This is a genomic window from Arthrobacter sp. ISL-48 (assembly GCF_018613805.1).
Classification (GTDB): domain Bacteria; phylum Actinomycetota; class Actinomycetes; order Actinomycetales; family Micrococcaceae; genus Arthrobacter.
This window is the reverse complement of the sequence record NZ_JAGGPL010000024.1, coordinates 14,229-38,238: the sequence shown is the minus strand read 5'-3', so window position 1 is coordinate 38,238 and position 24,010 is coordinate 14,229. Positions and strand designations below refer to the sequence as shown.

Here is a 24,010-nt window from a genome sequence, read left to right as displayed (position 1 = left end):
TACAGTCGATCTATGACTGATACAGCTCTAGCCGGAGCGTCCGCGGACCCCGCTGCCACCAAGCGCCCCGCCCGCCCCGCTGCGAAGCCGCATGGCCAGTGGAAAGTGGACGGCACCGCGCCGCTGAACGCCAATGAGACCTGGAAACAGGAAGACGACGGCCTTAACGTGCGCGAGCGTATCGAGTCCATCTACTCCAAAGAGGGCTTTGACTCCATTCCGGGCCAGGACCTGCACGGCCGATTCCGCTGGTGGGGCCTCTACACCCAGCGCAAGCCCGGGATCGACGGCGGCAAGACCGCAACACTCGAGCCGCACGAGCTTGAGGATAAGTACTTCATGCTCCGGGTAAGGATCGACGGCGGCGCGCTCACCACCGAGCAGCTGCGCGTCATCGGCCAGATCTCCGTTGATTTCGCCCGGGATTCCGCGGACCTCACCGACCGCCAGAACATCCAGCTGCACTGGATCCGCGTGGAGGATATTCCCGAGATCTGGCGCCGCCTTGAGGGCATCGGCCTGTCCACCACGGAAGCGTGCGGCGACGTTCCGCGCGTCATCCTGGGTTCCCCCGTGGCCGGCATCGCCAAGGACGAGATCATCGACCCCACGCCGCTGATCGCGGAGCTGGGCGAGCGCTTCATTGGCAACCCGCTGCTGTCCAACCTGCCGCGCAAGTACAAGACCGCCATCACCGGCCACCCCAGCCAGGACGTGGTGCACGAGATCAACGACTTCGCCCTGGTAGGCGTGCGCCACCCCGAACTCGGCGTCGGGTATGACCTGTGGGCCGGCGGCGCCCTCTCCACGAACCCGATGCTGGGCAAGCGCCTCGGTGCCTTCGTGAAGCCGGAAGAGGCCGCCGAAGTGTGGCTTGGCGTCACCAGCATCTTCCGCGACTACGGCTACCGGCGCATGCGCACCAAGGCCCGTTTGAAGTTCCTGATGGCCGACTGGGGTCCGGAGAAGTTCCGCCAGATCCTGGAGGACGAGTACCTGGGCTACAAGCTGGCCGACGGTCCGGCCGCGCCAAAGCCCACCAGCCCGGGCGACCACATCGGCGTGCACGAGCAGAAGGACGGCAAGTTCTTCATCGGCGCCACCCCGCTGGCCGGCCGTCTCTCCGGCGCGCAGCTCGTGAAGCTTGCTGACACCCTCGAAGCCCGCGGCTCCTACCGCCTGCGCACCACCCCGCACCAGAAGCTGGTGGTCCTGGATGTTCCTAAGGACCACGTTGAGCCGCTGGTTGCCGAGCTTGACGCCCTGGGCCTGTCCGCACGCCCCTCCGTGTTCCGCCGCGGCACCATCGCCTGCACCGGCATCGAATACTGCAAGCTGGCCATCGTGGAAACCAAGGTCACTGCGGCTACGGCCGTGGCTGAGCTGGAACGCCGCCTGGCCGACCTCACCGCGTCCGGCGAGCTGCCGCACGCCCTGTCACTGCATATCAACGGCTGCCCCAACTCCTGTGCCCGCATCCAGACCGCGGACATCGGCCTCAAGGGCATGATGCTGCCAACCCCCGACGGCGACCCCACCCCGGGTTTCCAGGTCCACCTGGGCGGCGGGCTGGCTTCCAACGACCGGGAGGAAGCAGGCCTGGGACGCACCGTCCGCGGCCTCAAGGTCTACGTCGAGGACCTGCCCGACTACGTGGAACGCGTGGTCCGTACGTTCGTTGCCCAGCGCGCCGAAGGCCAGACCTTCGCCGAGTGGGCCCACGCAGCAGATGAGGAGGCACTCCAGTGAGTAAGCACGCAGCCGGCGTCGACCCGGTGCTTGAAGCAGCCCCGCCTGCCCTGCGCAGCAAAGACGAACTCAAGGCCCTCGCCGAGTCCGGCGCTGCCGAGCTCGGCTGGGACGCCCCGGCCCGCGACGTCATCGCCTGGGTAGAGCGGAACTTCGAGCTGCCCGCCGTCGCGGTGGCCTGCTCCATGGCCGACTCCGTCCTGCCCGCGCTGGTCGCGGACCAGATGCCCGGCGTCGACGTCCTTTTCCTGGAGACCGGCTATCACTTCCCGGAAACCTACGCCACGCGTGATGAGGTAGCCGCGAACCTCCGCGTCAACGTCGTGGACGTGCTCCCGGAGAACACCGTGGAACAGCAGGACAGGCTCCTGGGCAAGGACCTCTTTGCCCGCGACGCCGCCCAGTGCTGCGCGCTCCGCAAGGTGGCCCCGCTGCGCCGCACCCTGGCCGGCTACGAACTCTGGTTCACCGGGGTCCGCCGCGACGAGGCGCCCACCCGCACCAACACGCCTCTGGTGACGTGGGATGAGGTCAACGGGCTGGTCAAGGTCAACCCCGTGGCCGCGTGGACCTTCGACCAGCTGGTGGAGTACTCCGACGACAACCTCCTGCCCGTCAACCCGCTGCTTTCCCAGGGTTACCCCTCCATTGGCTGCCAGCCCTGCACCCGGAAGGTGGCGCCGGGCGACGACCCCCGCGCCGGCCGCTGGGCAGGCACCGACAAGACAGAATGCGGACTACACGTATGAGCACTTTCCTAACCGAGGAGCCCACCCAGGTGACTGACGCTGCCATTTCCACGCGCCTCTCCAGCCTGGACACCCTCGAGTCCGAGGCGATCCACATCATCCGCGAAGTTGTTGCCGAGTTCGAGAAGCCTGCGCTGTTGTTCTCCGGCGGCAAGGACTCCGTGGTGATGCTGCATCTGGCCACCAAGGCGTTCTGGCCCGGCAAGGTCCCGTTCCCGGTGCTGCACGTGGACACGGGCCACAACTTCCCGGAGGTCATCGACTTCCGCGACCGGACCGTGGAGCGGCTGGGACTGAAGCTCGTCGTCGGAAGCGTCCAGGAATTCATCGACCGTGGCGAGCTGGCCGAGCGTGCCGACGGCACCCGCAACCCGCTGCAGACCGTCCCGCTGCTGGACGCCATCCAGCAGAACAAGTTCGACGCCGTGTTTGGCGGCGGACGTCGTGACGAGGACAAGGCCCGCGCCAAGGAGCGCATCCTGAGCCTGCGTGACGAGTTCGGCCAGTGGGATCCGCGGAACCAGCGTCCCGAGCTGTGGAACCTGTACAACGGCCGCCACACTGTGGGCCAGCACGTGCGCGCGTTCCCCATCAGCAACTGGACGGAGCTGGACATCTGGCGCTACATCGAGCGCGAGAACATCGAGCTGCCGGGCCTGTACTACGCTCACGACCGCGAGGTGTTTGCCCGCGACGGCATGTGGCGGGCGGTGGGCGAGGTCTCGCAGCCGCTTCCCCACGAGGAAGTCATCATCAAGACGGTCCGGTACCGCACCGTGGGGGACATGTCCTGCACTGGTGCCGTTGAATCGGCCGCAGCCACCGTGAGCGACGTTGTGATCGAAGTTGCCGCCTCCACCATCACCGAACGTGGCGCCACCCGTGCAGATGACCGCATCTCCGAGGCAGCCATGGAAGACCGCAAGAAAGATGGCTACTTCTAATGAGCACAGAAACTTTGCCTCTGTCGGAGCTGGAGACAGCTCTGCCCACCACCCTCTTCCGCTTTGCCACCGCGGGATCGGTCGACGACGGGAAGTCCACCCTGGTGGGCCGCCTCCTTCACGATTCCAAGGCGATCCTCGCAGACCAGCTCGACGCCGTTGCCCGCACCTCTGCGGACCGCGGCTTCGGCGGCGCTGGCGCCACCGGCACCCAGGCTATTGACCTGGCACTCCTGACCGACGGCCTGCGTGCCGAGCGTGAGCAGGGCATCACCATCGACGTGGCCTACCGCTACTTTGCCACGGACCAGCGCAGCTTCATCCTGGCCGACTGCCCCGGGCACGTGCAGTACACCAAGAACACGGTGACCGGCGCGTCCACTGCGGACGCCGTCGTCGTACTCATTGACGCCCGCAAAGGTGTCCTGGAGCAGACCCGCCGGCACCTGTCCGTGCTGCAGCTGCTCAGGGTGGCGCACGTGATCGTAGCCGTGAACAAGATCGACCTGGTGGACTTCAGCGAGTCCGTGTTCCGTGAAATCCAAGCCGACGTGCAGCAGGTTGCCCGCGAGCTGGGCATCGGTTCCGCCGAGCTGGGGACCGCCGACCACATCGACGACCTGCTGGTCATCCCGGTGTCCGCGCTCGACGGCGACAACGTGGTGGAGCGCTCCGCCCGCACCCCCTGGTACGACGGTCCCGCGCTGCTGGAGGTCCTCGAGACCCTGCCCGCCGCGGACGAGATCGACACCCAGCTGGAGAGCTTCCGCTTCCCCGTGCAGCTGGTCATCCGGCCGCAGGGTGCCCTGGCCCCCGACGCCGTTGCCGGCGGTCTGGATGTTGAGGCCTATCGCGACTACCGGGCCTACGCCGGCCAGATCACGGAGGGCTCCGTCAATGTGGGGGACTCCGTGTCCGTGCTGACGCCGGGCCAGGCTCCCCGCACCACCACAGTGAAGGGTATCGACTTCGCCGGATCCTCGCTTGAGGAGGCCTCCGCGCCGCAGTCCGTGGCGATCCGGCTGGCCGACGAGTTCGACGTCGCCCGCGGCGACACCATCGCCGCTGCCGGCACCGTCCGCGAAAGCTCTGCCGACGTGTACGCGGCCCTGTGCTGGCTCTCGCCCAAGCCGCTGCGCGAAGGTGCCAAGGTGCTGGTCAAGCACGGCACCCGCACGGTGCAGGCGCTGGTGCGCAACGTCAGCGGCAAGCTGGACCTGGCCTCGTTCAAACTGGAGCCCGCGTCAAGCCTCGAACTGAACGACATCGGCCACGCGCAGCTCCGGCTCGCAGCCCCGCTGCCGCTGGAAAACTACCTGCACCACCGCCGCACTGGCGCGTTCCTGGTGATCGACCCGCTTGACGGCAACACGCTCGCTGCCGGCCTGGTCAAGGACCACCCCGGCGACCACGAGGACGAGCGCTACAGCATCTGATTCGTCCTGAGTCCGCCGGAAACGCGTGAGGTCGCCGTAAATATACGGCGACCTCGCGCGTTTCCCGCGAACTCGTCGTTCTTAGGCTTCGCGCCGGCTCTTGCCACGTGCCCCCACGCCCACCATCATCATCTGTGGGAGGGCAGAGCCGTGGAGACCATCAACCCCAAGCTCATCAACTGGGCTTCGATCCTGGACGACAAGACGCGCGAGCAGGCTGTGGCAACGTCCCGGCTGCCGTTCATCTACCCGCACCTGGCCCTGATGCCGGACGCCCACCTTGGCAAAGGCGCGACAGTCGGCTCGGTGATCCCTACTCTCGAGGCGATCATCCCGGCCGCGGTGGGCGTTGATATCGGCTGCGGCATGATCGCCGTGCGGACGCAGTACACGCTGAAGGACCTCCCGAAGGACCGGAAGCGGCTGCGCGAGGGCATTGAACGTGCCATCCCGCTGTCCGCCGGCCACAACAACCGCAACGTCCAGGCCACTGCCGAGCCGCGGATTGCCGAACTGCGAAAACTCGCAGCCGAGGCAGGCTTCAGCCCTCCGGAGTACGTTGCGAAGTGGGAGCTCCAGCTTGGTTCGCTTGGATCCGGCAACCACTTCATCGAAGTCAGCGCAGACGAGGGAGATGCGGTCTGGCTGTTCCTGCACTCAGGATCGCGGGGAGTGGGCAACAGGATCGCCCAGCACCACATCGGCGTGGCTCAGCGGGTCATCGAGAAAAAGGGGATCAGGCTGCCCGACACGGACCTTGCATACCTGGAGGAGGGCACGGGCGAGTTCAGCCGCTACATCAAGGAACTGCGCTGGGCCCAGCACTTCGCCCTTCTGAACCGTGAGGAAATGATGGACCGTGTGATCATCCAGTTCGCCAACTGGGCAGGCGGCCGGGTGCAGGAAAGGGAACGGATCAACTGCCACCACAACTTCACGCAGCAGGAGACGCACTATGGCAAGTCTGTCTGGGTGTCCCGGAAGGGCGCCATCAAGGCCGAGCCCGGCGATCCTGGACTTATTCCCGGTTCCATGGGGACGGCGTCGTACGTGGTTGAAGGGCTTGGCAACCCGGCGTCCCTCAACTCCTCCCCGCATGGAGCGGGCCGCGAGTACTCTCGAACCGCCGCGCGCAAGACCTTCTCCTTTGAGGAACTGAAGAAGGCGATGCGTGGGATCGAGTTCCGCGCGTCCGAGGCGTTCATCGACGAGATTCCGGCGGCGTACAAGCCGATCGACCAGGTCATGCGGGATGCGGCAGATCTGGTGAAGGTCCGCCACAAGCTGCGGCAGTTGATCAACGTCAAGGGCAACTAAACCGCCGCGAGTTCGCCGGAAGCCTGCCCATTCGCCGGAAGCAAACGGCGAACCGGCACGCTTCCGGCGATCCCGGCGAACTCCGTCCCGCGCCCTTCCGAATGTGACGCTAGATGAACCTGCATGACCCCCCGTTTCCACTTCATTGAACCCCGTTTATGACAGTCCCTATGGTGAAACAATGACTAGTTCCAAGCCCGGGATGACCCGCATCGAGGCAGGCGAAAGCGCAGTGCCCAAGCGCAAGCGTGCCATCGAAGCCGGGCTGGCCATCGGACTCGTCCTGTTGATCGCAGTGGGGGCGGTTGTGGCGTCCACAGTTTCGCGCAACACAGAGGCTCAGGCAGCAGCGCCCACCCCCGCGGCTGAGCTGAAGCTGGGCTACTTCGCGAATGTCACGCACGCCCCTGCCCTGGTTGGCCTGGACAAGGGCTTCTTCGCGGAGGAACTGGGCGGCACCAGGCTCAGTACGCAGGTCTTCAACGCCGGCCCCGCGGCCATCGAGGCGCTGAACGCCGGCGCGGTCGACGCTGCCTATCTCGGCCCGAACCCGGCCATCAACTCCTTCGTCAAGAGCCACGGCGAGTCCATCAGCATCATCGCCGGCGCCGCGGCCGGCGGCGCGCAGCTGGTGGTCCGGCCGGAGATCAATTCGGCGGCTGACCTCAAGGGCAAGACCCTCGCGACCCCGCAGCTGGGCGGCACCCAGGACGTGGCCCTGCGCGCCTGGCTCGCGGGCCAGGGTTACAAGACGAACGTGGACGGCAGCGGAGACGTGGCGATCAACCCCACGGACAACGCCCAGACCTTGAAGCTGTTCCAGGACGGAAAGCTCGACGGCGCCTGGTTGCCCGAGCCCTGGGCCTCCCGGCTGGTGCTCCAGGCCGGAGCCAAGGTCCTGGTGGATGAGAAGGACCTGTGGGACGGTTCGCTGTCCGGCAAACCGGGCGAGTTCCCCACCACTATCCTGATCGTGAACAAGAAATTCGCCGCCGAGCACCCGGACACCGTCAAGGCGCTGCTCAAGGGCCACGCCAAGTCAGTGGACTGGCTCAACACCGCGCCGGCTGACGACAAGGCAAACGAGATCAACGCCGCCCTGCAGGAGTCTGCCGGCGCCGCCCTCCCGGCCGATGTCATCGACAGGTCGCTGCAGAACATCGTGTTCACCGTGGACCCGCTTGCCGGGACCTACCCCAAGCTGCTGAAAGACGGTGTGGAGGCCGGCACCACCAAGCAGGCCGATATCAACGGAATCTTCGACTTACGCGCGCTCAACGAAGTCACCGGCAAGTCCATCTCCGCCGCCGGGCTCGGCCAGGACTGATCCCGCTCCTCCAGACCAACCACTCCACACCACCAACCGAAGGACGGGACCATGCCAGTCGTACTGGAAAACCTGGGCAAGCGCTTCGGCGACGGCGCCCCGGTGCTGGACGACGTCAACGCCAACATCGGGAAGGGCGAGTTCGTCGCCCTCCTCGGTGCTTCCGGCTGCGGCAAGTCCACCTTGCTGAACATCATGGCGGGACTGGAGCTTCCGACGTCGGGCGCTTTGGAAGTGCCCAGCGATGGCGCCGCCTTCATGTTCCAGGACGCCGCCCTGTTCCCGTGGCTCACCGCGCGGGAGAACATCGAGCTGGCACTGAAGCTGCGCGGCGTCGGCAAGGCCCAGCGGCGCGTCAAGGCACAGGAGCTCCTGGACCTGGTGCACCTCGGCGGGGCGGGGGACAAGCGCCCGCACGAACTTTCCGGCGGAATGCGCCAGCGCGTCGCCCTGGCGCGTTCGCTCGCGCAGGACCGGCAACTGCTGCTGATGGACGAGCCGTTCGCCGCCCTTGACGCCATCACGCGCGACCTCCTCCACGACGAACTGGAGCGCATCTGGAAGGAAACCGGGCGCACCATCGTTTTTGTCACGCACAACGTCCGTGAAGCCGTGCGGCTGGGCCAGCGCGTGCTGCTGCTGTCCTCCCGCCCCGGCCGGGTGGTCCAGGAATGGGCCGTCACAGAAGAACATCGAACCGACGCCGGACTTGCCGGACAGCTGACCGGGGTCATCACCGCCCGGCTACGGGAGGAGATTCGCCGCCATGCCAAGTAACCCCACCCCGGTGGTCGACGCACCTTCAACGGAGCCCGAGGGCAGCCGGCACATCACCGCTGCCCTCACAAGGTCCTCCAGCGGGCACGAGGACCTGCGCGAGCTTGAGTCCGGGCTCGATTCCCTGCAGTCCGACGCCGCGCGCAAGCACCGCATCGATTGGAGCCGCATCCTTCTTCCGATGGCTGCCCTGGTGGTCCTGGTGCTCGCCTGGCAGTTCTACGTTTCGTTGGGAGTAAAGCGCCGTGACCTGGTGCCCGGCCCGCTCGATGTGCTTGGACAGGTGGGCGTGCTGTGGGGCGAGGGCAAGCTTCAGGAAGCTGTGTGGACTTCGCTGCAGCGCGGGCTCGTAGGGTTCCTGATCAGCGTTGTCGTCGCCACCCCTGTCGGGCTGTTGCTGGCGCAGGTTGCGCCGTTGCGCCGCGCGTTCGGGCCGCTCATTTCGGGACTGCAGGTGCTGCCGTCCGTCGCATGGGTGCCTGCTGCCATCATCTGGTTCGGTCTCACCGACGGGACGGTGTACTTTGTGGTGCTCATGGGCGCCATCCCGTCCATCATTAACGGGCTGATCTCCGGCGTGGACCAGATCCCGCCCCAGTACCGCAGGGTGGGCACCGTCCTGGGCGCGTCAAAACTCGAGATGGCGCTGCAGATTGTTCTTCCGGCCGCGCTTCCCGGCTATCTCAGCGGGCTCAAGCAGGGCTGGGCCTTCTCGTGGCGGTCGCTGATGGCCGCGGAAATCATCGCCGTGGGCGGCACTATCGGCTTCGGCCTCGGCTCGTTGCTGGACCAGGGCCGCGCCCTGTCCGACATGACGGTGGTGATGTCGGCAATCCTGCTGATCCTCGCCGTCGGCATTTTGATCGAGCTGCTGGTCTTCGCGCCGATCGAGAAGCGCCTTCTCCGCAGCCGTGGGCTCCTCGCCGGCAGCACCCGGTAGGCCGAGACGGAACCGCCACAGGCGACGCAACCCAGCAGGGACGCTCTGGCAGACTGGCACCATGACTGTCAGCTTTGTGTGCCGCGCGGAGTCGGCCCTGCCCAGGGAGCGGCTGTTCGACCTGGCGCGCAGCATCGACGCCCACGTGGAATCCCAGCAGGGCGCGGGGGAGCGGGCCATTGGCGGCGTCACGACCGGTCTGATCGCTGAGGGCCAGGAGGTGACCTGGCGTGCGCGGCATTTCGGTCTGCCACTGACCATGACGAGCCGTATCACCTCAATGGACTTTCCCGCCGGATTCGTGGACGAACAAGTCAGGGGCCCGTTCAAGTCCTTCCGCCACGTCCACGAGTTCCTGACCACTGAGACGGGCAGCGTCATGACGGACCGGGTTGAGTTCAGCGCGCCCTTCGGCTTCCTTGGGCGCCTCGTAGAGCAGGTGGTCCTGCGCCCCTACCTGCAGCGGCTCATCAGGAACCGCGGCCATTTCCTGGCGAGCCTTCAGGACTAGGCGTTCCTAGGGTTCCGGGAACGGCGGCGGCCCCAGGATCTCGATGCCGCCGTTCAACCTCCCTGATTCACGGATACGGTCGAAATCCACAACGCCTGAACCATGCCCGGCGGCGAGCGGTTCACTCGCGCCGAAATAGAATGCCTGGGCGCCGCCGGGGGTGTGCAGGCACAGCACGCGCGTGCCTTCCTGCAGGACTTTGAACGCATGGGGAACGCCTCTGGGCGCAATGGTCACCCCGCCCGCAGCGACCCGGTGCTCAGTACCGTCCATATTCATCAGGATCTCCCCGGCCAGGATGTACATGGTTTCGTCCGAATCCGGGTGTGTGTGGAGCGGCGTGACCTTGTTGAGGGCCATCTCATCCTCGAAGAGGAGGAACGCTCCGGCGGTGTCCTCTTCCGTGGCCTTCCACGTCTGCACCCCGCCACCGAAGAACCAGCGCCTGGCCCCTTCGCCTGGCTGCCGAACGATTGCGGATGCTGAGTTCTTCGTCTCCATGGTGGCCGCCTCGATGCTTCTCGAAAGACTTATGGGACTCTTGTCCCATAACAAGACTCGGATACCATGTAGTACATGTCAAGACCCTATGCAGACATTGGACGCACCGGCCAGAAACGCCGCACCCTCGATGCCCTGGTTGCTGCGGCGCGCCAGCTCATTGCGTCCGGTGCCTCGCCCACGGTGGACGATGCCGCTGTCATAGCGGGAGTGGCCCGGAGTACGGCCTACCGCTATTTCCCGGGGCAACGGGAGCTCCTGGCTGCCGCCCATCCTGAAACCGCACGGACGTCCCTGCTTCCGGAATCTCCGCCAGCCGACGTGGCGGATCGGCTGGATGCAGTCGTCGTCGAATTCACCCGGATGATTCTCGAATCCGAAGCGCAGCAGCGGACCATGCTCAGGCTGTCCCTTGAGCAGACCCTTGACGAGCAACGGGGCCTGCCCCTGCGGCAGGGCCGGGCAATCGCCTGGCTCACCGAGGCGCTCTCCCCGCTCCAAGGACAGATGGAGGAGAGGGATATTCACCGGCTGGTCCTGGCCATCCGCAGTGCCACAGGCATTGAATCCTTGGTGTGGCTGACCGACGTCGGCGGCCTGAGCCGGGAAGAGGCTGTTGCCTCCCAGCGGTGGTCAGCAGGCGCACTCCTCAACCAGGCTCTGACGCAGGGGCCCCGGCCGACAGGTGACTGACCTAAGTTACGCCGCGTTACCTTACGTGAACTGGTGTTTCCGCCGCCGTTGGTGGGGAATATGACGCACCCCTATCGTCGACTTATGGCAATTCAGGATATTTACCCCACAGCGCTGCGGTTGTTGGGCCGCCCCGTGCTGGTGGTAGGCGGCGGCCCGGTGGCTGCCCGCCGTGCCAAGGGGCTGCTCGACGCCGGTGCCCGGGTCACCGTCGTCGCTCCCGTTGCCTCTCACTCGCTCCGCGAACTGGCCGACGCCGGCCTCCTCACCTGGGAGCCGCGCCCTTACCTTCCGTCCGACGTCGACGGCGTCTGGTTCGTCCAGACGGCCACCGGTGATTCCGCCGTGGACACCCAAGTTTCGAAGGACGCCGAGGCGCAGCGCATCTGGTGCGTTAACGCGTCCGACCACGAAGCCTCCGCCGCCTGGACCCCCGCCGTCGCCGAGGTGGATGACGTCAAGATCGCGGTCAACGCCGGGGGAGACCCGCGCCGTGCCATGGCCCTGCGCGACGCCGTCGCTACCGCCCTGGAAACCGGTGACCTCCCGCTGCGCCGCCGCCGCGCCGCCGAGAACGGTTCCGTGGCCCTCGTTGGCGGCGGACCGGGTGATACCGGCCTCATCACCGTCCGCGGCCGCAGGCTCCTGGGCCAAGCCGACGTCGTCGTGGCCGATCGCCTGGGCCCGCGCGAACTGCTCAACGAACTCGCCCCCGACGTCCGCGTCATCGAGGTCGGCAAAACCCCCGGTCACCATCCAGTGCCGCAGGCCGAGATCAACCGGATCCTCGTCGAAGAAGCCCTAGCTGGATATCGTGTGGTCCGGCTCAAGGGCGGCGACCCCTACGTCCTGGGCCGCGGCGGCGAGGAAGCCGAATACTGCAGGCGGTACGGCATCGAGGTTGAAGTGGTCTCCGGCGTCACCTCTGCAATTTCCGTCCCGGCTGCCGCGGGCATTCCCGTCACGCACCGCGGCCTGGCCAAAGGCTTCAGCGTGGTCACCGGTCACGAGGAACTGTCCGAGGTCCCGGCCCGGGCCGACCACACCATTGTGCTGCTCATGGGAGTGGGCCAGTTGCGGGAGTCGGCGGCGGCCCTGGCCACCGCCGGTTTGCCTCAGGACACTCCAGTTGGCATCGTTGAGAATGGCTACCTGCCGGACCAGCGCGTGACGATCGGCACTCTCGGTTCCATCGCCGACCAGGCGGAAGCCACCGGCGTCGCAAACCCCGCGGTGATTGTGATCGGCGACGTGGTGCGGGTGAGTCCCTTCGCTCCGTCGCACTTCAAAACCGCCGACTACAGCACCACCACGCCGAACCGCCCCCGCTCCACAAGCACCAGCACCAGCACCACCCCAAGCTCCTCCCCGAAAAAGCCCCGCGTCCTCACCACCTAGCCCCCACCCAACTAGCTCGCAGTTAACGCACTGAAAACTGATTTCACGACGTTAAGTGCGAGTCAGTTGGGCCGGAACGAACAAAAGGAACACAGCCGTGTCATCAAGCACCTCCGTAGGATCTGCCGACCGTCCGCTGCGCGTCGCCGTCGTGGGCTCCGGCCCGGCCGGCGTCTACGCCGCGGACATCCTCACCAAGAGCGAGGCCGTCAAGAGCGGCGAACTTACAGTCAGCATCGACCTCTTTGACCGCTACCCGGCACCCTACGGCCTGATCCGCTACGGCGTGGCCCCTGACCACCCCCGCATCAAGGGCATCGTGAACGCGCTGCACAAGGTCCTGGACCGCGGCGACATCCGGTTCTTCGGCAACGTGGACTACGGCACTGACATCACCATCGAGGACCTCCGCACCCACTACGACGCCGTCATCTTCGCCACCGGCGCCATCAAGGACGCGGACCTGAACATCCCGGGCATCGAACTGGACGGCTCCTACGGCGGGGCGGACTTCGTCTCCTGGTACGACGGACACCCGGACGTCTCCCGCGAATGGCCGCTGGACGCCAAGGAAATCGCCGTCATCGGCAACGGCAACGTGGCACTGGACGTGGCCCGCGTCCTGTCCAAGCACGCCGACGACCTCCTGGTCTCCGAGATCCCGGACAACGTCTACGCCGGGTTGAAGAACTCGCCCGTCACGGACGTGCACGTCTTCGGCCGCCGCGGCCCCGCCCAGGTCAAGTTCACCCCGCTGGAGCTACGCGAGCTCTCCCACTCCAAGGATGTGGACATCATCCTGTACCCGGAGGACTTCGAGTTCGACGAGGAATCGGATCGCCAGATCCAGAGCAACAACCAGACCAAAACCATGGTCGGTACCCTCACCAACTGGATTGCCGAGCAGCCCGAAGACCTCTCCGAGCTGACCGCCTCCCGCCGCCTGCACCTGCACTTCCTGCACAGCCCGGTGGAAATCTACGACGACGCCGAGGCCCCCGGCCGCGTTGCCGGCATGAAATTCGAGCGCACCGAGCTGGACGGCACGGGCAACGCCCGCGGCACAGGCGAATTCGTCGACTACCCGGTCCAGGCCGTGTACCGTGCCATCGGCTACTTCGGTTCCGCCCTGCCCGAGGTCGAGTTCGACCACAAGAAGGGTGTCATCCCGAACGACGGCGGCCGCGTCCTTGATGCCTCCGGCACCCATGTGCCGGGCATCTACGCCACCGGCTGGATCAAGCGCGGGCCCGTCGGCCTCATCGGCCACACCAAGGGCGATGCCCTCGAGACCGTCACGTACCTGCTGGAAGACCGCGAAAACCTCCCGGTTGCTTCCGCTCCGGCGGCAGACGCCGTCGTCGAACTCCTTGAGGCCCGCGGCGTGAAGTTCACCAGCTGGGAAGGCTGGCTCGCCCTGGACGCGCACGAGCTTGCCCTCGGTGCAGAGGCCACGGCCGCCGGCGGGTCGCATGGCGTGGAGGTCAAGCGTGAGCGCATCAAGGTGGTGCCGCGCGAGGACATGGTTGCCATCTCCCGCGATGGGGTAGCCGCCGAAGTCTGACCCGCGTTCTCTAAAGTGCCTGCGCGAACCGGCAGCTAATGACGGCAAATCACGGATTTGAGGTCATTAGCTGCCGGTTCGCGCGGGGCGTTTAGTTCCCGGCGCCGCCTGCTGCCATGAGCTCGAGCCGGTCGAGGGTCTCGCGGTTGCGCATGCCGATCAGGCGATCGCGCAGGACCTTGGGTACCATTTTTCCCGGTCCGCGCACGGCGTCCTCGGCCAAGGTGACCCGGCACTGGGTTCCCTGATCCTCAAGCGTAAAAGCCACCTTGGCCTCGCCCACGGGCCAGCCCCGGGCGAGGAGCTCCAGCGAGCGGCCGGGCTCGACGGCGGTCACGCGCGTGCTGTCGTCGATGACCAGCGGCCACGCGCCCACGGAATGGTGGAGCCTGGACCCTGCCTCCGGCCAGTGTGCGTCCACGGCGCGGATCCTGGATGCTCCCACCACCCAGCCAGAGTAGAGCCAGCCATTGGCAATTACCTTCCACACCTCCGCCGCAGGGGAGTTGAACACCTTGGTCACAGTCGACATGGGTTTCCTTTCGTTCGTCGTGGAGGAGCTGGCAGTATTGGCCGGACGCTGGGCCACCCGGTATGACTGTTCCCGCAGCCGTTCCGTCCAGCGGTAGGTCCGTGCTGTTGGCAGCGGGTGCTCCAACGGGTTGAAGCGGAGGGGAGTGTCCGCGCCTTCTTCGGCGGTGCGCAGCCGCAGCTCACCGGCCCGGATCCAGCGCCCGGCCGGCTTGGCGAAGTAGAGCCCAAGGACCCAGTCTCCGGTGTCCAGGGACAGCTGGGCCTCGGCATCCGAAACGTTCCCGCTATGAGGAGGCAACTGCAGTGTCCGCAGCCCCAAAAGCACCGGGCCGCGCTTACCCCGGTATGGCATCAGCGTCGTCAGAGTTGCTCCACCGATATTGAGCCTGGGCAGGAGTACGATCCGGGACGGGAACGTCCATCCGGTGGAGGCGAACAGCACGTCTGCGGGCTCTGTAGCCTCTGAGTCCTGCCTGTTGGAGTGGATGCGGAGCGCGAGGCCGAGGATGTCAGGGACCCTCGGTGGAAACCCTACTGAGCGGGAAAATCTTGCCTCCACGGTGTCTACCCCCGGGTGGTCGAGCCAGTCCAGGCCGCTTCCGCCTCCAAGGGGACTCCCGTTCCTGCTCAGTTCGCCCGCCAGGCTGACGCCCCGCGGATGGATGGGCCGGTTGGGCCGCACTAATTTGGTGGCCCGGAAGATGGCAGCAAGCGCCCGTCCGCCGAGCTCGGCGACGCGCGCCAAGGGGTCTTCAAAAGGGGGCTGATTTGTCATGGCTTGCTCCTTCCTGTTACGTCCGCCGGTCTGTCATGTCCGGGATCTGTCACGTTCGGCGGTCGGCGTGCAACCCACGGATTGTGGCCTACATCCGTCCGAACCGGGCCCTGACCAGCGCAAAAATGCCGTAGCAGATGAACCCTGCTCCGATCGCGAGGAGCAGGTACGGGCCAAAGGGGTGGTCGCGGAGCGCCTTGAGGCTTCCGTCCAGGCCGGTGGACTCTTCCGGGCGGTGCTTGCCGGCCGCGATGACAAAGAGCAGCCCCGTCAGGTTGAGCGCGATGCCCTTGGCGGTGTGGCCGGTGATCGCAAGCGAGTCGATGATCCGGCCGCGGCGCGTGCCGTCAAAGTGGAAGAGCTCCTCCTTGAATCCCCGGCGCACGCCCTTCACCACGAAGTAGACGCCCACGCCCATGATGGTGAGGCCGAGGGCCACGAGGACCCACACGCCCAGTGGGGCGCTCAGGAGCGCCGCCGTGAAATCCCGCGTGGAGTCCCCCGAGTCTCCCCGCAGCCCAAGAGCGAAACCTGCGAAGCTGAGCCCTACGCTTCCGTATGCCAGTCCCAGGAACCCGGAGGAAACCAGCTTTGCGAGCCGTTCCCTGCGGGGGAGGTGCCGGGCGCGGAGGGTGGCCTCGCTCAGCTGCCAGAGCGCCAGGCCGGTGCAGGCCACAACGCAGGCCCACATAACGGCGGGGCCCCACGGGTTGGCGCTCAACTGCTGAATGGCACCGGTCGGCTCTGCCTCGCCGGGCTGGCCCAGGGCAAGGGCGATGGAAATGGCACCGACAATGACGTGCAGCAGGGCCATGACGGCGAACCCTGAACGCGCCACGACGTCGAGCGCCTTGGCATTGGACGCCTCCTCGACGGCGTCGGCTGCGTCACTGATGGTGGATTCCCCGTCTGACATGGTTAGCCGTTCATGGGCCCTTCGGCGTGGAGCTTGCCGGCGCCGGGACCTTCGACGTGCACTGTGGCGCGGACAACCAGGCTGTCAGGTGCCGTGTCCAGCTCCACCAGGGTTTCGTGGGCGTTAAGAATGGTGAAGACCGCCGAGCCGGCTTCGACCGCCAAGCCTCTGGCTTCCGCCGTCTGCCGGGCGTTTTCCAGCGCCTCACGCTCAAGCTCCTCCACGTACTTAGCGTCGGCTTCGCGCGCCGCGTCTCCGAAGGCCCAGCCGAACAGGGTGCCTGTATTTTCCATGCAGCGATACTACGCGCAACGGCTCACTAAGACGGGGTTCCGTAACATTAGTAAGTGTGCTTACCATAGCCTGACCATGACTTTGATGGGATACGCAGTGAAGCCCGCAGACGCGGCATTTCGGAACCAGTTCAACGTTAGGAAGCACATCATGGCAGGAAATCTCATTGCCCGGTCGGTTCACGATCTCACGGCCGGTGCGTGGTTCGGTGGATCCCTGATGGGTGCGATCGGGCTCAACGGGGCGGCGGCGGAATCCATAGATCCGGCTGAACGCACTCGGCTCTCCAGTGCGGGCTGGATGAAGTGGGCGCCGATCCAGACGGCGGCCTTCGTGTCCCACCTGGTGGCCGATCTCGCCATTGCCTGGGAGAACAAGGAGCGCATCGCCAAGCAGGATGGCGTGGCGCGGGACACCGCGATCAAGACGGCGGTGACCGTGGCCGGTGCGGCTGTGACTCTATACGCGGGGGTTCTGGGCAAGAAGGTGGAGAAGCTCGCGGACCAGGGGGCACGCGGTGCAACCGAGCCCAGTCCGGACGCCTCGGATGAACTGAAAGCCGCGCAGCAGCAGCTCAAGATGCTGCAGTGGGCCATCCCCGCTTTCGCCGGCCTGGTAATTATCCTCGGCGCCAAGCACGGCGAGATGCAGCGGCCCAAGAACGTGTTCGCTGGCCTCAAGTCATAGGGATCAGCACAGCCGGTAACATCCGCCAAGGCGGGTAAACGCACGACGACGGCCTGGCACCAAAGTGCCAGGCCGTCGTCGTCCGTCTCCCGTCGTTCGCGTGTGCGCCAGTCGGCCTAGGACCGGAGCCACTCCGCGCAGGAGTTCAGGTTTCTGTTGACGCTGGCCACGGCAGCATCGCTGTCTCCTGCAGCGATGGCGTCCACCAGGGCACCGTGGCCCTCATGCGGCAGCCCGTCAAAGCCCTCCCGTGGCTGCTGCCTGAGCAGGTCCTGGTGGAACACCTCGCCGAAACTGATGTAGAGCTCGTGCAGCAGGGGATTGGCGGACGCCAGGGCCACCCGCACATGAAAGCCCCAGTCCGCCCGGGCCCAGGCCGCGTAATCGGTAATCTCCCAGGCCGCATCGCGGTCGGTGAGCAGCGCTCGCATGGCGGTGACGTCGTCGGGCGTTGCGTTTTTGGCGGCCAGCCGCGCCGCTTGGGTGTCCAGGCCAACCCGGACCTCCAGGATGTGCTCCTCGGTGTGGTCCTGGTAGAGGCGGCGGGCGGCGCCGGAAATCTCGCTGGTGGCACGGACATAGGTGCCGTCCCCGCGGCGGACTTCCAGCATCCCGCTGTGGGCCAGGGCCTTGACCGCCTCCCGGAGCGTCCCCCGGGAGACTCCCAGGCCGGCCATCAGCTCGGTCTCGGAAGGAATCCGTTGCTGCAGCGGCCACTCACCCGAATGGATCATGTCCCGCAGCTTGCCGGTGATCTCGTCCGCGAGCGGCTGGCGGTGTGACGTGCTCAGGGCCATGGCTAATTCTCTCCGACCGGGCGGCGGCCGGTGATCAGGTGCCCCACCACAATCTGGACGAGCGCGAGGGCCAGCAGCAGGACAAGCGGCAGGGTCCAGCCGCCGGTGGCGCTGTGCAGCAGGCCGGCGCCGAAAGGTCCTGCCGTGGCCAGGAGATAGCCGGTGGACTGCGCGAGTGTGGAAAGCGCCGTGGTCTCCGCGGTGCTCGTCCCGCTGCGGCTGATCATCACCATCACCAGCGGGAAGATGCCCAGGCCGAATCCCAGGAGGACAGCCGGGATCACGGCGAGGCTCACCGGCAGGAACAGCAGCGAAGCCACCCCCGCGGCCATGGCCACGGAAACCAGGTAGAACGCCGGCCGCAGCATCCGGGGACGGGAGCCGATGGCGATGAGCACCATGCCGGACGGGACGGACACCAGCTGCATCAGCCCGAACATCAGGCCGCTGTCGGATGCGCTGAGCCCCATGGTGGTCAGCATGTACGGGAACCAGCTCAGCAAGGCATAGGCGAGCAGGGCCTGCAGCGTGAAGATGGCGGTGAGCAGCAGGCCCTTCCGGGTACGCAGCAGGGGCCAGGGTGAGATGCGGCTGCCGGGGGTCCGGGCCTTGTTGCGGTGCGCGTGCAGGGCAACAGGCAGGAAACCCAGGAAGGCGGAGAGGGCCATGATTCCGATGGCTCCGATGGCGGCGGAAGGCGAGCCGAGCGCCTGCGCCAGCGGGACCACCGCCACGGATGTGACCGTGGCACCCGTGGTCATGGTGACCGTATACAGCCCTGTCATGAGGGACGTCCGCTGGGCGAAATGCTCCCGGATGAAGGAGGGCATGGCCACGTTGCAGACGGCCAGACCGGACATCCCCAGCACCGTCCCGGCCACGAGTACACCCGTGGCCGGGATGCCGCGGACCAGGAGCCCGGACGCCAGCATCGCCAGGGCCAGCAGGATGGACTTCTCGACGCCGAGCCGCCCCGTGAGCCACGACGTCGCCGCTCCCGCGACGGCAAAGCAGAGCGTGGGGATGGACGGGATGATTGCCGCCACCAGAGGCCCGTATCCCAGTACCATCTGAAGATCGTGGAGCAGGGCTGAAGCTCCGGTAATTCCGGCGCGAAGGTTGAGCCCGATCAGCACCAGCGCAATGACGGCGAGCACGACGGCGGCGCGCGGCTTGGGCGGAGCAGTATGCAGTGTCGGGGGTGCTGAAGTCGCTGCGGTCATCCCTTAACGCTAAAGGTTAGACGTTTGATGTTTCCAGTTTTGTGGCCAACATCTCCCGCCCTCGTGGACAGGGCCATAGACTCGGGCAACGGAAAGTTTTGGGGCACCCGGAGCGGCATGGGCCCCGCGCCGGCGCTGCACTGATGTGGAAGGACGGCCTGTCATGGCATCCCAGGGGATTGAGATCGAGAAAAAGTACGACGTCGATGAGGCCGCCGTCGTGCCTTCGCTGGCTGATCTGCCGGGCGTTGCCCGAGTGGGGGAGCCCCACGTGGCCACGCTGGAGGCGGTCTACTTCGACTCAGACCGCCACACCCTCGCTTCCCGGCACATCACCTTGCGGCGACGGACAGGTGGCGCCGACGCCGGGTGGCACCTGAAGCTGCCAGCCGGGACCTCCGACGGAAGCGATTCCCCTGCCGGCCAGGACTCAGCAGCCCCGCAGCGCCGTGAGGTGCATGCGCCGCTGGGCCAGCCCGCCGTCGTGCCTGACAGATTGCTCGCGCACGTGCAGGCCTACCTCCGCGGCGCCGGCCTGGCTCCGGTGGTCCGGCTGGAAACGCGACGCACCACCTACCCGCTTTATGCGGAGGACGGCGTACACCTGGCGGATTTGGCCGACGACCGCGTGCAGTCGCAGGCGTTGACTGGAGACGCCCAGTCCGGAGGTGGCCTCTCCGGCGACGGGCAGACTCAGCAGTGGCGTGAGTGGGAGCTCGAGCTCGTGCACGGCAGCCCGGATCTTTTCCCTGCGGCGGAGGACGCCCTTGCTGCAGCCGGAGCGAGTCCCGCCCGGCACGGTTCCAAACTCGCACGCGCGCTCGGGGAGGCGGCTGACACTCGTGAGCCGGACGACGGCGAGCCCTCCACGGCGGCGCCGGGAAAGAAGTCCCCTGCGTCCGCCGTCGTAACCGCCTATCTGGCCGCGCAGATCCGCGAGATATTGGCCCACGATCCAGGGGTGAGGCTGGAGGAACCGGACGCCGTGCACACCATGCGCTCTGCAGTGCGCCGGACGCGGTCGGCACTGTCGGCCTACCGCAGCTTGTACAGCGCGGTGGCGGTGCGGCGGCTGCGGGACGAGCTCACGTGGCTTGGCCGGATTCTCGGGGCGCCGCGCGATGCCGAAGTCATCATGGAGCGTCTACGCCGGCACATGGACGAGCTGCCGGAGGGGCCTGCCGTGGCGTTGGTGAAGAGCAGTGTGGAACATGAACTTGGCGGCAGGTTCGACTCGGGTTACCGGAAAATGCAGGAGGTGCTGCTGTCCGAGCGGTATTTCCGGCTCCTGGATGACCTTGAGGAGTTCCGAGACTCCCCGCCGGTCCGTCCGGAGGGAACCGCGTCCGGTCGGAAGATGGCGGCCAAGCTGGTGGAGAAGGCCGCCAAGAGGCTGCGCCGGTCTCACCAGGCTGCCAAAGGAGCCAGGCGGGGTGCGCAACACGAAACCGCTTTGCACCAGGTGCGAAAGGACGCCAAACGGCTCCGGCATGTGGCGGAATCCGCCAGCCCCGTCCATGGAAAGCGGGCCGCCAAGATTGCCAAGGCCGCGCGCAGGCAGCAGAAGATCCTGGGCGAGTTGCACGACAGCGTACTGGCCCTTGAACTGCTCGGCAGGCTGGGCGCGGGCCCGGATCTTCCGGAGGCAGTTGCCTCCGTCTACGTCACGCTCCGGATGCGGCAGGCGCAGCTCGCGGCGGAAGCCGAGTCCACGTACCGGAAGGCGTGGAAGAAGTCCCGCAAGCTCCTGCAACGCGGGGTCCTTTAGCGCCCATCCTTGGCACTCACATGGGCGCCGAAAGGACCCGGGTTGCTGCCGGCAGGTGACGTGCTCAGATGCGCGCTCAGGTGGAGGGCTGGCGGGCGCCGAGCCGGGAAACGGCGAGCGCCAGCCACAACTGGACACGGTCGGTCGTGACCGCCGGATCGTAGCCTGTGAGTTCGGTGATCTGGGCCAGTCGGTACCGGACGGTGTTCCGGTGCAGGGTCAGGGCCTCGGCGACGGCGGCCACCGAACCGTTGTTGTTGAGGTAGCTTTCCAGGGTGGTCATCAGCTCGGCGCCGTGGGCGGTGTCGAATGTGCGCAGCGGGTTCAGGGATTCGTTGGCCATGTCCGCCAGGGGTACGTCCTCGCTGGCCAGCAGCAGCGAGGTCAGGCTGAGCCGTTCTGGCTCGTTCACGGGCAGGCCGTGGCTTGCGGCGTCCCGCGCTTCGAAGTAGCTCCAGCGCAGCCCGTTCGGCTTGGTGTACGCCCCGCCGATGCCGATTGTCGCATGGATCCCTGCCTCAGCCAGGTGGTCGCTCAGCTTCCGCGCCAGCGCCGGTGCGCCGCTCCCGTCGTCGTTGACCACCATCACCAGATCCTTCCCGACGGCGGCGGCCACCGCGTTCTCCAGCTGCTGAGGTACTGAGGTACTGACCAGGGCCTTGTGGTGGGCGGCGGAGACTGCAAGCAGCACCACGTTCTTGCGCGTGCTGTTGACCCCGACGCCCGCCAATCGGCGCTGGGCCTCGCTGGTCTCCAAGGCGCCGTGGATGACGTCCTCGAGCACTTGCCCGCATAATGCCCGCTCCGCCTGCCGCTGCTTGACCATGTTGTTCAGTTCCACGCTGATCAGGTTCTGGGCGTAGCCCACAATGCCTGAATCCTCGAAAGGCTGGCGGACCCAGAGCGTGCAGGCGTCCCGCCGGCCAGTGGGAATGGGATATGACGCCCACGTGTCCGCGGAGGGGTGTTCATGGGCGCTGTTGTAAAGCTGCGCCGTGAACTGAGTGAGTGCAATGTCGGTCCGGAGCATGCTGCCGAGGTGCTTCAGGAGCTCTGTCAGGCCGCCGCCCGTCAGGAGCGCGCGGGCCAGGACCTGGTGTCCGGCTATCAGGCGCTCCAGCTTGGCGTAGTGGTCCGCGGACTGGGCATCAGCCACCAGTTTGCCGATGGCGATGAACGGGGTCTCGTAGGGGACCTCCACCACGGGCAGTCCCCAGCGGTTGGCCTCGGCAATCATGGCTGGCGGGACGGCGTCGTGCGTTAATCCGACGCCGAACCCGATGCCCACTGCGCCCGCGCGCTGGACCTGGCGGACGAAGCGTCGCTGCTCAGGCGCGGAGCGCAGGCGCATGCCCGTAGTGAGCACCAGCTCGCCGCCGTTAATGAAGCGCTGCGGATCTTCCAGTTCCGTCACCGCGACCCAGTTGATGTCCTGGTGCCAGGTGGTCTCGGCCAAGCCAGCCTTGGAAAGATTCAGGGAATTGACACCCAGGAGGGCAGCGAGGGAAATGGCCATCTCCCAAGGATAATCCGTCACTGGTCAACCGCACTAAACAATTCGGGAAAGGGTGTGCAGGTGGCTATTCCCTGGCTTAGGGGGCTGGCATAGGCTCGAGGCAGTCGCATCCATCCGCTTCACGGCTGATGGTCCTATGAAAGAGGTTGCACACCGTGGTTCAAACCTTGCAGAACTTCATTAACGGTGAGTTCGTCACGCCCGCCGGAACTGGCATGCTGGACATCGTCAATCCCACCAACGGTGAGGTGGTTGCCCAGTCGCCCATCTCCGGCCAAGGTGACGTCGATGCCGCCATGGCCGCCGCAAAGGATGCTTTCAAGACCTGGAAGCACGTCACGCCAAGCCAGCGCCAACTGATGCTGCTCAAGCTCGCGGACGCCATCGAGGCCAACAGTGAAGAACTGGTGGAAGCCCAGCACCGCAATACCGGCCAGGTGCGTTCGCTGATCGCGTCCGAGGAAGTCGCCGCCGGCGCCGACCAGCTCCGGTTCTTCGCCGGCGCCGCCCGCATCCTGGAAGGCAAGTCCGCCGGTGAGTACTTCGAGGGCCACACTTCCTACGTACGCCGCGAACCCATCGGCGTGGTGGCGCAGGTCGCGCCATGGAACTACCCCTTCCTGATGGCCATCTGGAAGATCGGTCCCGCCCTGGCGGCCGGGAACACCGTGGTCCTCAAGCCCTCAGACACCACCCCCGAATCCACCCTGGTGCTGGCCCGGCTGGCAGGCGAAATCCTCCCGGCCGGTGTCCTGAATGTCGTCCTGGGGACCGGTGAAACGGGCGCCCTGATGGTGGAGCACAAGGTCCCCGGGCTGGTCTCCATCACTGGTTCGGTGCGTGCCGGTATCGCCGTCGCCTCCGGCGCTGCCAAAGGGCTTAAGCGCGCCCATCTGGAGCTCGGCGGTAAGGCTCCGGCCATCGTGTTCAAGGACGCCGACATTAAGAAGAGCGCCGCGGCCATCGCTGAGTTTGCCTTCTTCAACGCCGGCCAGGACTGCACCGCCATCACCCGCGTGCTCGTCGAGGACTCCGTCCACGACGATGTTGTGGCAGCGATGGTGGAGCACACCAAGACTCTCCATACGGGCTCGCAGAACGATGAGGACAACTACTTCGGCCCGCTGAACAACGTGAACCACTTCAACCAGGTCAGCTCCGTTGTGGAGCACCTTCCGGAAAACTGCAGGATCGAAATCGGCGGCCACCGCTCCGGGGACAAGGGCTTCTTCTTCGAGCCCACCATCGTCACCGGCGCCAAGCAGACCGACGACATCGTCCAGAAGGAAACGTTCGGGCCGGTCATTACCGTGCAGAAGTTCAGCACGGAGGATGAGGCAGTGGAGCTCGCGAACGACGTCGACTACGCCCTCGCCTCCAGCGTCTGGACCAGCGACCACGGCACGGCCATGAGGCTCAGCCGCGACCTTGACTTCGGGGCCGTCTGGATCAACACCCACATCCTCCTGACCGCCGAAATGCCGCACGGCGGCTTCAAGCAGTCCGGCTACGGCAAGGACCTCTCCATGTACGGCGTCGAGGACTACACGCGCATCAAGCACGTCATGAGTGCGCTCGACGCATAACGCAGACG

At 66.4% G+C, this 24,010-nt stretch carries 22 protein-coding genes; 15 read left to right on the top strand and 7 right to left on the bottom strand.

What is annotated here, in order from left to right:
- Positions 1-12 precede the first annotated feature (12 nt).
- The 9 genes from J7E83_RS19445 (at position 13) to J7E83_RS19405 (ending at position 9,750) form a co-directional block, all read left to right on the top strand.
- Positions 13-1,749, top strand: a complete 1,737-nt coding sequence (locus tag J7E83_RS19445; protein ID WP_214965487.1) for a nitrite/sulfite reductase — start codon at positions 13-15, stop codon at positions 1,747-1,749.
- Complete coding sequence (locus tag J7E83_RS19440) at positions 1,746-2,498, top strand: phosphoadenylyl-sulfate reductase (protein ID WP_311379806.1); 753 nt, start codon at positions 1,746-1,748, stop codon at positions 2,496-2,498. The genes J7E83_RS19445 and J7E83_RS19440 overlap by 4 nt, the downstream gene beginning before the upstream one ends.
- Positions 2,495-3,442 carry a sulfate adenylyltransferase subunit CysD gene (cysD, locus tag J7E83_RS19435; RefSeq protein ID WP_214965485.1) on the top strand — a complete coding sequence of 316 codons (948 nt, stop codon included), beginning with the start codon at positions 2,495-2,497 and terminating at the stop codon, positions 3,440-3,442. The genes J7E83_RS19440 and cysD overlap by 4 nt, the downstream gene beginning before the upstream one ends.
- Positions 3,442-4,878, top strand: a complete 1,437-nt coding sequence (locus tag J7E83_RS19430; RefSeq protein WP_214965483.1) for a sulfate adenylyltransferase subunit 1 — start codon at positions 3,442-3,444, stop codon at positions 4,876-4,878. The genes cysD and J7E83_RS19430 overlap by 1 nt, the downstream gene beginning before the upstream one ends.
- 150 nt (positions 4,879-5,028) lie before the next feature.
- Positions 5,029-6,195 carry an RtcB family protein gene (locus tag J7E83_RS19425; protein WP_214965481.1) on the top strand — a complete coding sequence of 389 codons (1,167 nt, stop codon included), beginning with the start codon at positions 5,029-5,031 and terminating at the stop codon, positions 6,193-6,195.
- Between the two features lie 202 nt (positions 6,196-6,397).
- Positions 6,398-7,522, top strand: coding sequence for an ABC transporter substrate-binding protein (locus tag J7E83_RS19420; RefSeq protein WP_214965593.1), 1,125 nt, complete (start codon positions 6,398-6,400; stop codon positions 7,520-7,522).
- Positions 7,523-7,573: 51 nt separating this feature from the next.
- The gene (locus J7E83_RS19415) at positions 7,574-8,299 is read left to right on the top strand and encodes an ABC transporter ATP-binding protein (RefSeq protein ID WP_214965480.1); all 726 of its coding nucleotides are present in this window, start codon (positions 7,574-7,576) and stop codon (positions 8,297-8,299) included.
- Complete coding sequence (locus J7E83_RS19410) at positions 8,289-9,239, top strand: ABC transporter permease (protein ID WP_214965478.1); 951 nt, start codon at positions 8,289-8,291, stop codon at positions 9,237-9,239. The genes J7E83_RS19415 and J7E83_RS19410 overlap by 11 nt, the downstream gene beginning before the upstream one ends.
- 61 nt (positions 9,240-9,300) lie before the next feature.
- Complete coding sequence (locus J7E83_RS19405) at positions 9,301-9,750, top strand: SRPBCC family protein (RefSeq protein WP_214965476.1); 450 nt, start codon at positions 9,301-9,303, stop codon at positions 9,748-9,750.
- Between the two features lie 6 nt (positions 9,751-9,756).
- Here the strand turns inward: J7E83_RS19405 and J7E83_RS19400 are convergent, their stop codons facing one another.
- The gene (locus J7E83_RS19400) at positions 9,757-10,251 is read right to left on the bottom strand and encodes a cupin domain-containing protein (RefSeq protein WP_214965474.1); all 495 of its coding nucleotides are present in this window, start codon (positions 10,249-10,251) and stop codon (positions 9,757-9,759) included.
- Positions 10,252-10,326: 75 nt separating this feature from the next.
- Between J7E83_RS19400 and J7E83_RS19395 the strand changes: the two genes are divergently transcribed.
- The 3 genes from J7E83_RS19395 (at position 10,327) to J7E83_RS19385 (ending at position 13,906) form a co-directional block, all read left to right on the top strand.
- Complete coding sequence (locus J7E83_RS19395) at positions 10,327-10,944, top strand: TetR/AcrR family transcriptional regulator (RefSeq protein WP_214965471.1); 618 nt, start codon at positions 10,327-10,329, stop codon at positions 10,942-10,944.
- A gap of 84 nt (positions 10,945-11,028) precedes the next feature.
- The gene (cobA, locus tag J7E83_RS19390) at positions 11,029-12,342 is read left to right on the top strand and encodes a uroporphyrinogen-III C-methyltransferase (protein ID WP_214965469.1); all 1,314 of its coding nucleotides are present in this window, start codon (positions 11,029-11,031) and stop codon (positions 12,340-12,342) included.
- A 97-nt stretch (positions 12,343-12,439) separates the two neighbouring features.
- Positions 12,440-13,906 carry an FAD-dependent oxidoreductase gene (locus J7E83_RS19385; protein WP_214965468.1) on the top strand — a complete coding sequence of 489 codons (1,467 nt, stop codon included), beginning with the start codon at positions 12,440-12,442 and terminating at the stop codon, positions 13,904-13,906.
- 91 nt (positions 13,907-13,997) lie between these two features.
- Here the strand turns inward: J7E83_RS19385 and J7E83_RS21305 are convergent, their stop codons facing one another.
- From J7E83_RS21305 to J7E83_RS19370, 3 genes are all read right to left on the bottom strand, one after another.
- Positions 13,998-15,215 carry an SRPBCC family protein gene (locus J7E83_RS21305; protein ID WP_251044179.1) on the bottom strand — a complete coding sequence of 406 codons (1,218 nt, stop codon included), beginning with the start codon at positions 15,213-15,215 and terminating at the stop codon, positions 13,998-14,000.
- Between the two features lie 88 nt (positions 15,216-15,303).
- Positions 15,304-16,131: a DUF1206 domain-containing protein gene (locus J7E83_RS19375; protein WP_214965466.1), complete on the bottom strand. Its 828-nt coding sequence runs from the start codon at positions 16,129-16,131 to the stop codon at positions 15,304-15,306.
- A gap of 2 nt (positions 16,132-16,133) precedes the next feature.
- The gene (locus J7E83_RS19370) at positions 16,134-16,424 is read right to left on the bottom strand and encodes a hypothetical protein (protein ID WP_214965464.1); all 291 of its coding nucleotides are present in this window, start codon (positions 16,422-16,424) and stop codon (positions 16,134-16,136) included.
- 151 nt (positions 16,425-16,575) lie between these two features.
- On the opposite strand from J7E83_RS19370, the gene J7E83_RS19365 reads away from it, so the two are divergent.
- On the top strand, positions 16,576-17,112 hold the full coding sequence (locus tag J7E83_RS19365) for a hypothetical protein (protein WP_214965462.1): 537 nt from the start codon (positions 16,576-16,578) through the stop codon (positions 17,110-17,112).
- A gap of 116 nt (positions 17,113-17,228) precedes the next feature.
- On the opposite strand, the gene J7E83_RS19360 is transcribed toward J7E83_RS19365, so the two are convergent.
- Together J7E83_RS19360 and J7E83_RS19355 are read right to left on the bottom strand one after the other, a co-directional pair.
- On the bottom strand, positions 17,229-17,909 hold the full coding sequence (locus tag J7E83_RS19360; RefSeq protein ID WP_214965460.1) for a FadR/GntR family transcriptional regulator: 681 nt from the start codon (positions 17,907-17,909) through the stop codon (positions 17,229-17,231).
- 2 nt (positions 17,910-17,911) lie between these two features.
- Complete coding sequence (locus J7E83_RS19355) at positions 17,912-19,132, bottom strand: CynX/NimT family MFS transporter (RefSeq protein ID WP_214965458.1); 1,221 nt, start codon at positions 19,130-19,132, stop codon at positions 17,912-17,914.
- A 163-nt stretch (positions 19,133-19,295) separates the two neighbouring features.
- On the opposite strand from J7E83_RS19355, the gene J7E83_RS19350 reads away from it, so the two are divergent.
- A complete protein-coding gene (locus tag J7E83_RS19350; protein WP_214965456.1) occupies positions 19,296-20,900 on the top strand; it encodes a CYTH and CHAD domain-containing protein in 1,605 nt (534 codons plus the stop codon).
- A 76-nt stretch (positions 20,901-20,976) separates the two neighbouring features.
- Here the strand turns inward: J7E83_RS19350 and J7E83_RS19345 are convergent, their stop codons facing one another.
- Entirely contained in the window at positions 20,977-22,416 is a 1,440-nt protein-coding gene (locus J7E83_RS19345) for a PucR family transcriptional regulator (protein ID WP_214965454.1), read from the bottom strand.
- 155 nt (positions 22,417-22,571) lie between these two features.
- On the opposite strand from J7E83_RS19345, the gene J7E83_RS19340 reads away from it, so the two are divergent.
- On the top strand, positions 22,572-24,002 hold the full coding sequence (locus tag J7E83_RS19340) for a gamma-aminobutyraldehyde dehydrogenase (protein WP_214965452.1): 1,431 nt from the start codon (positions 22,572-22,574) through the stop codon (positions 24,000-24,002).
- Positions 24,003-24,010 lie beyond the last annotated feature (8 nt).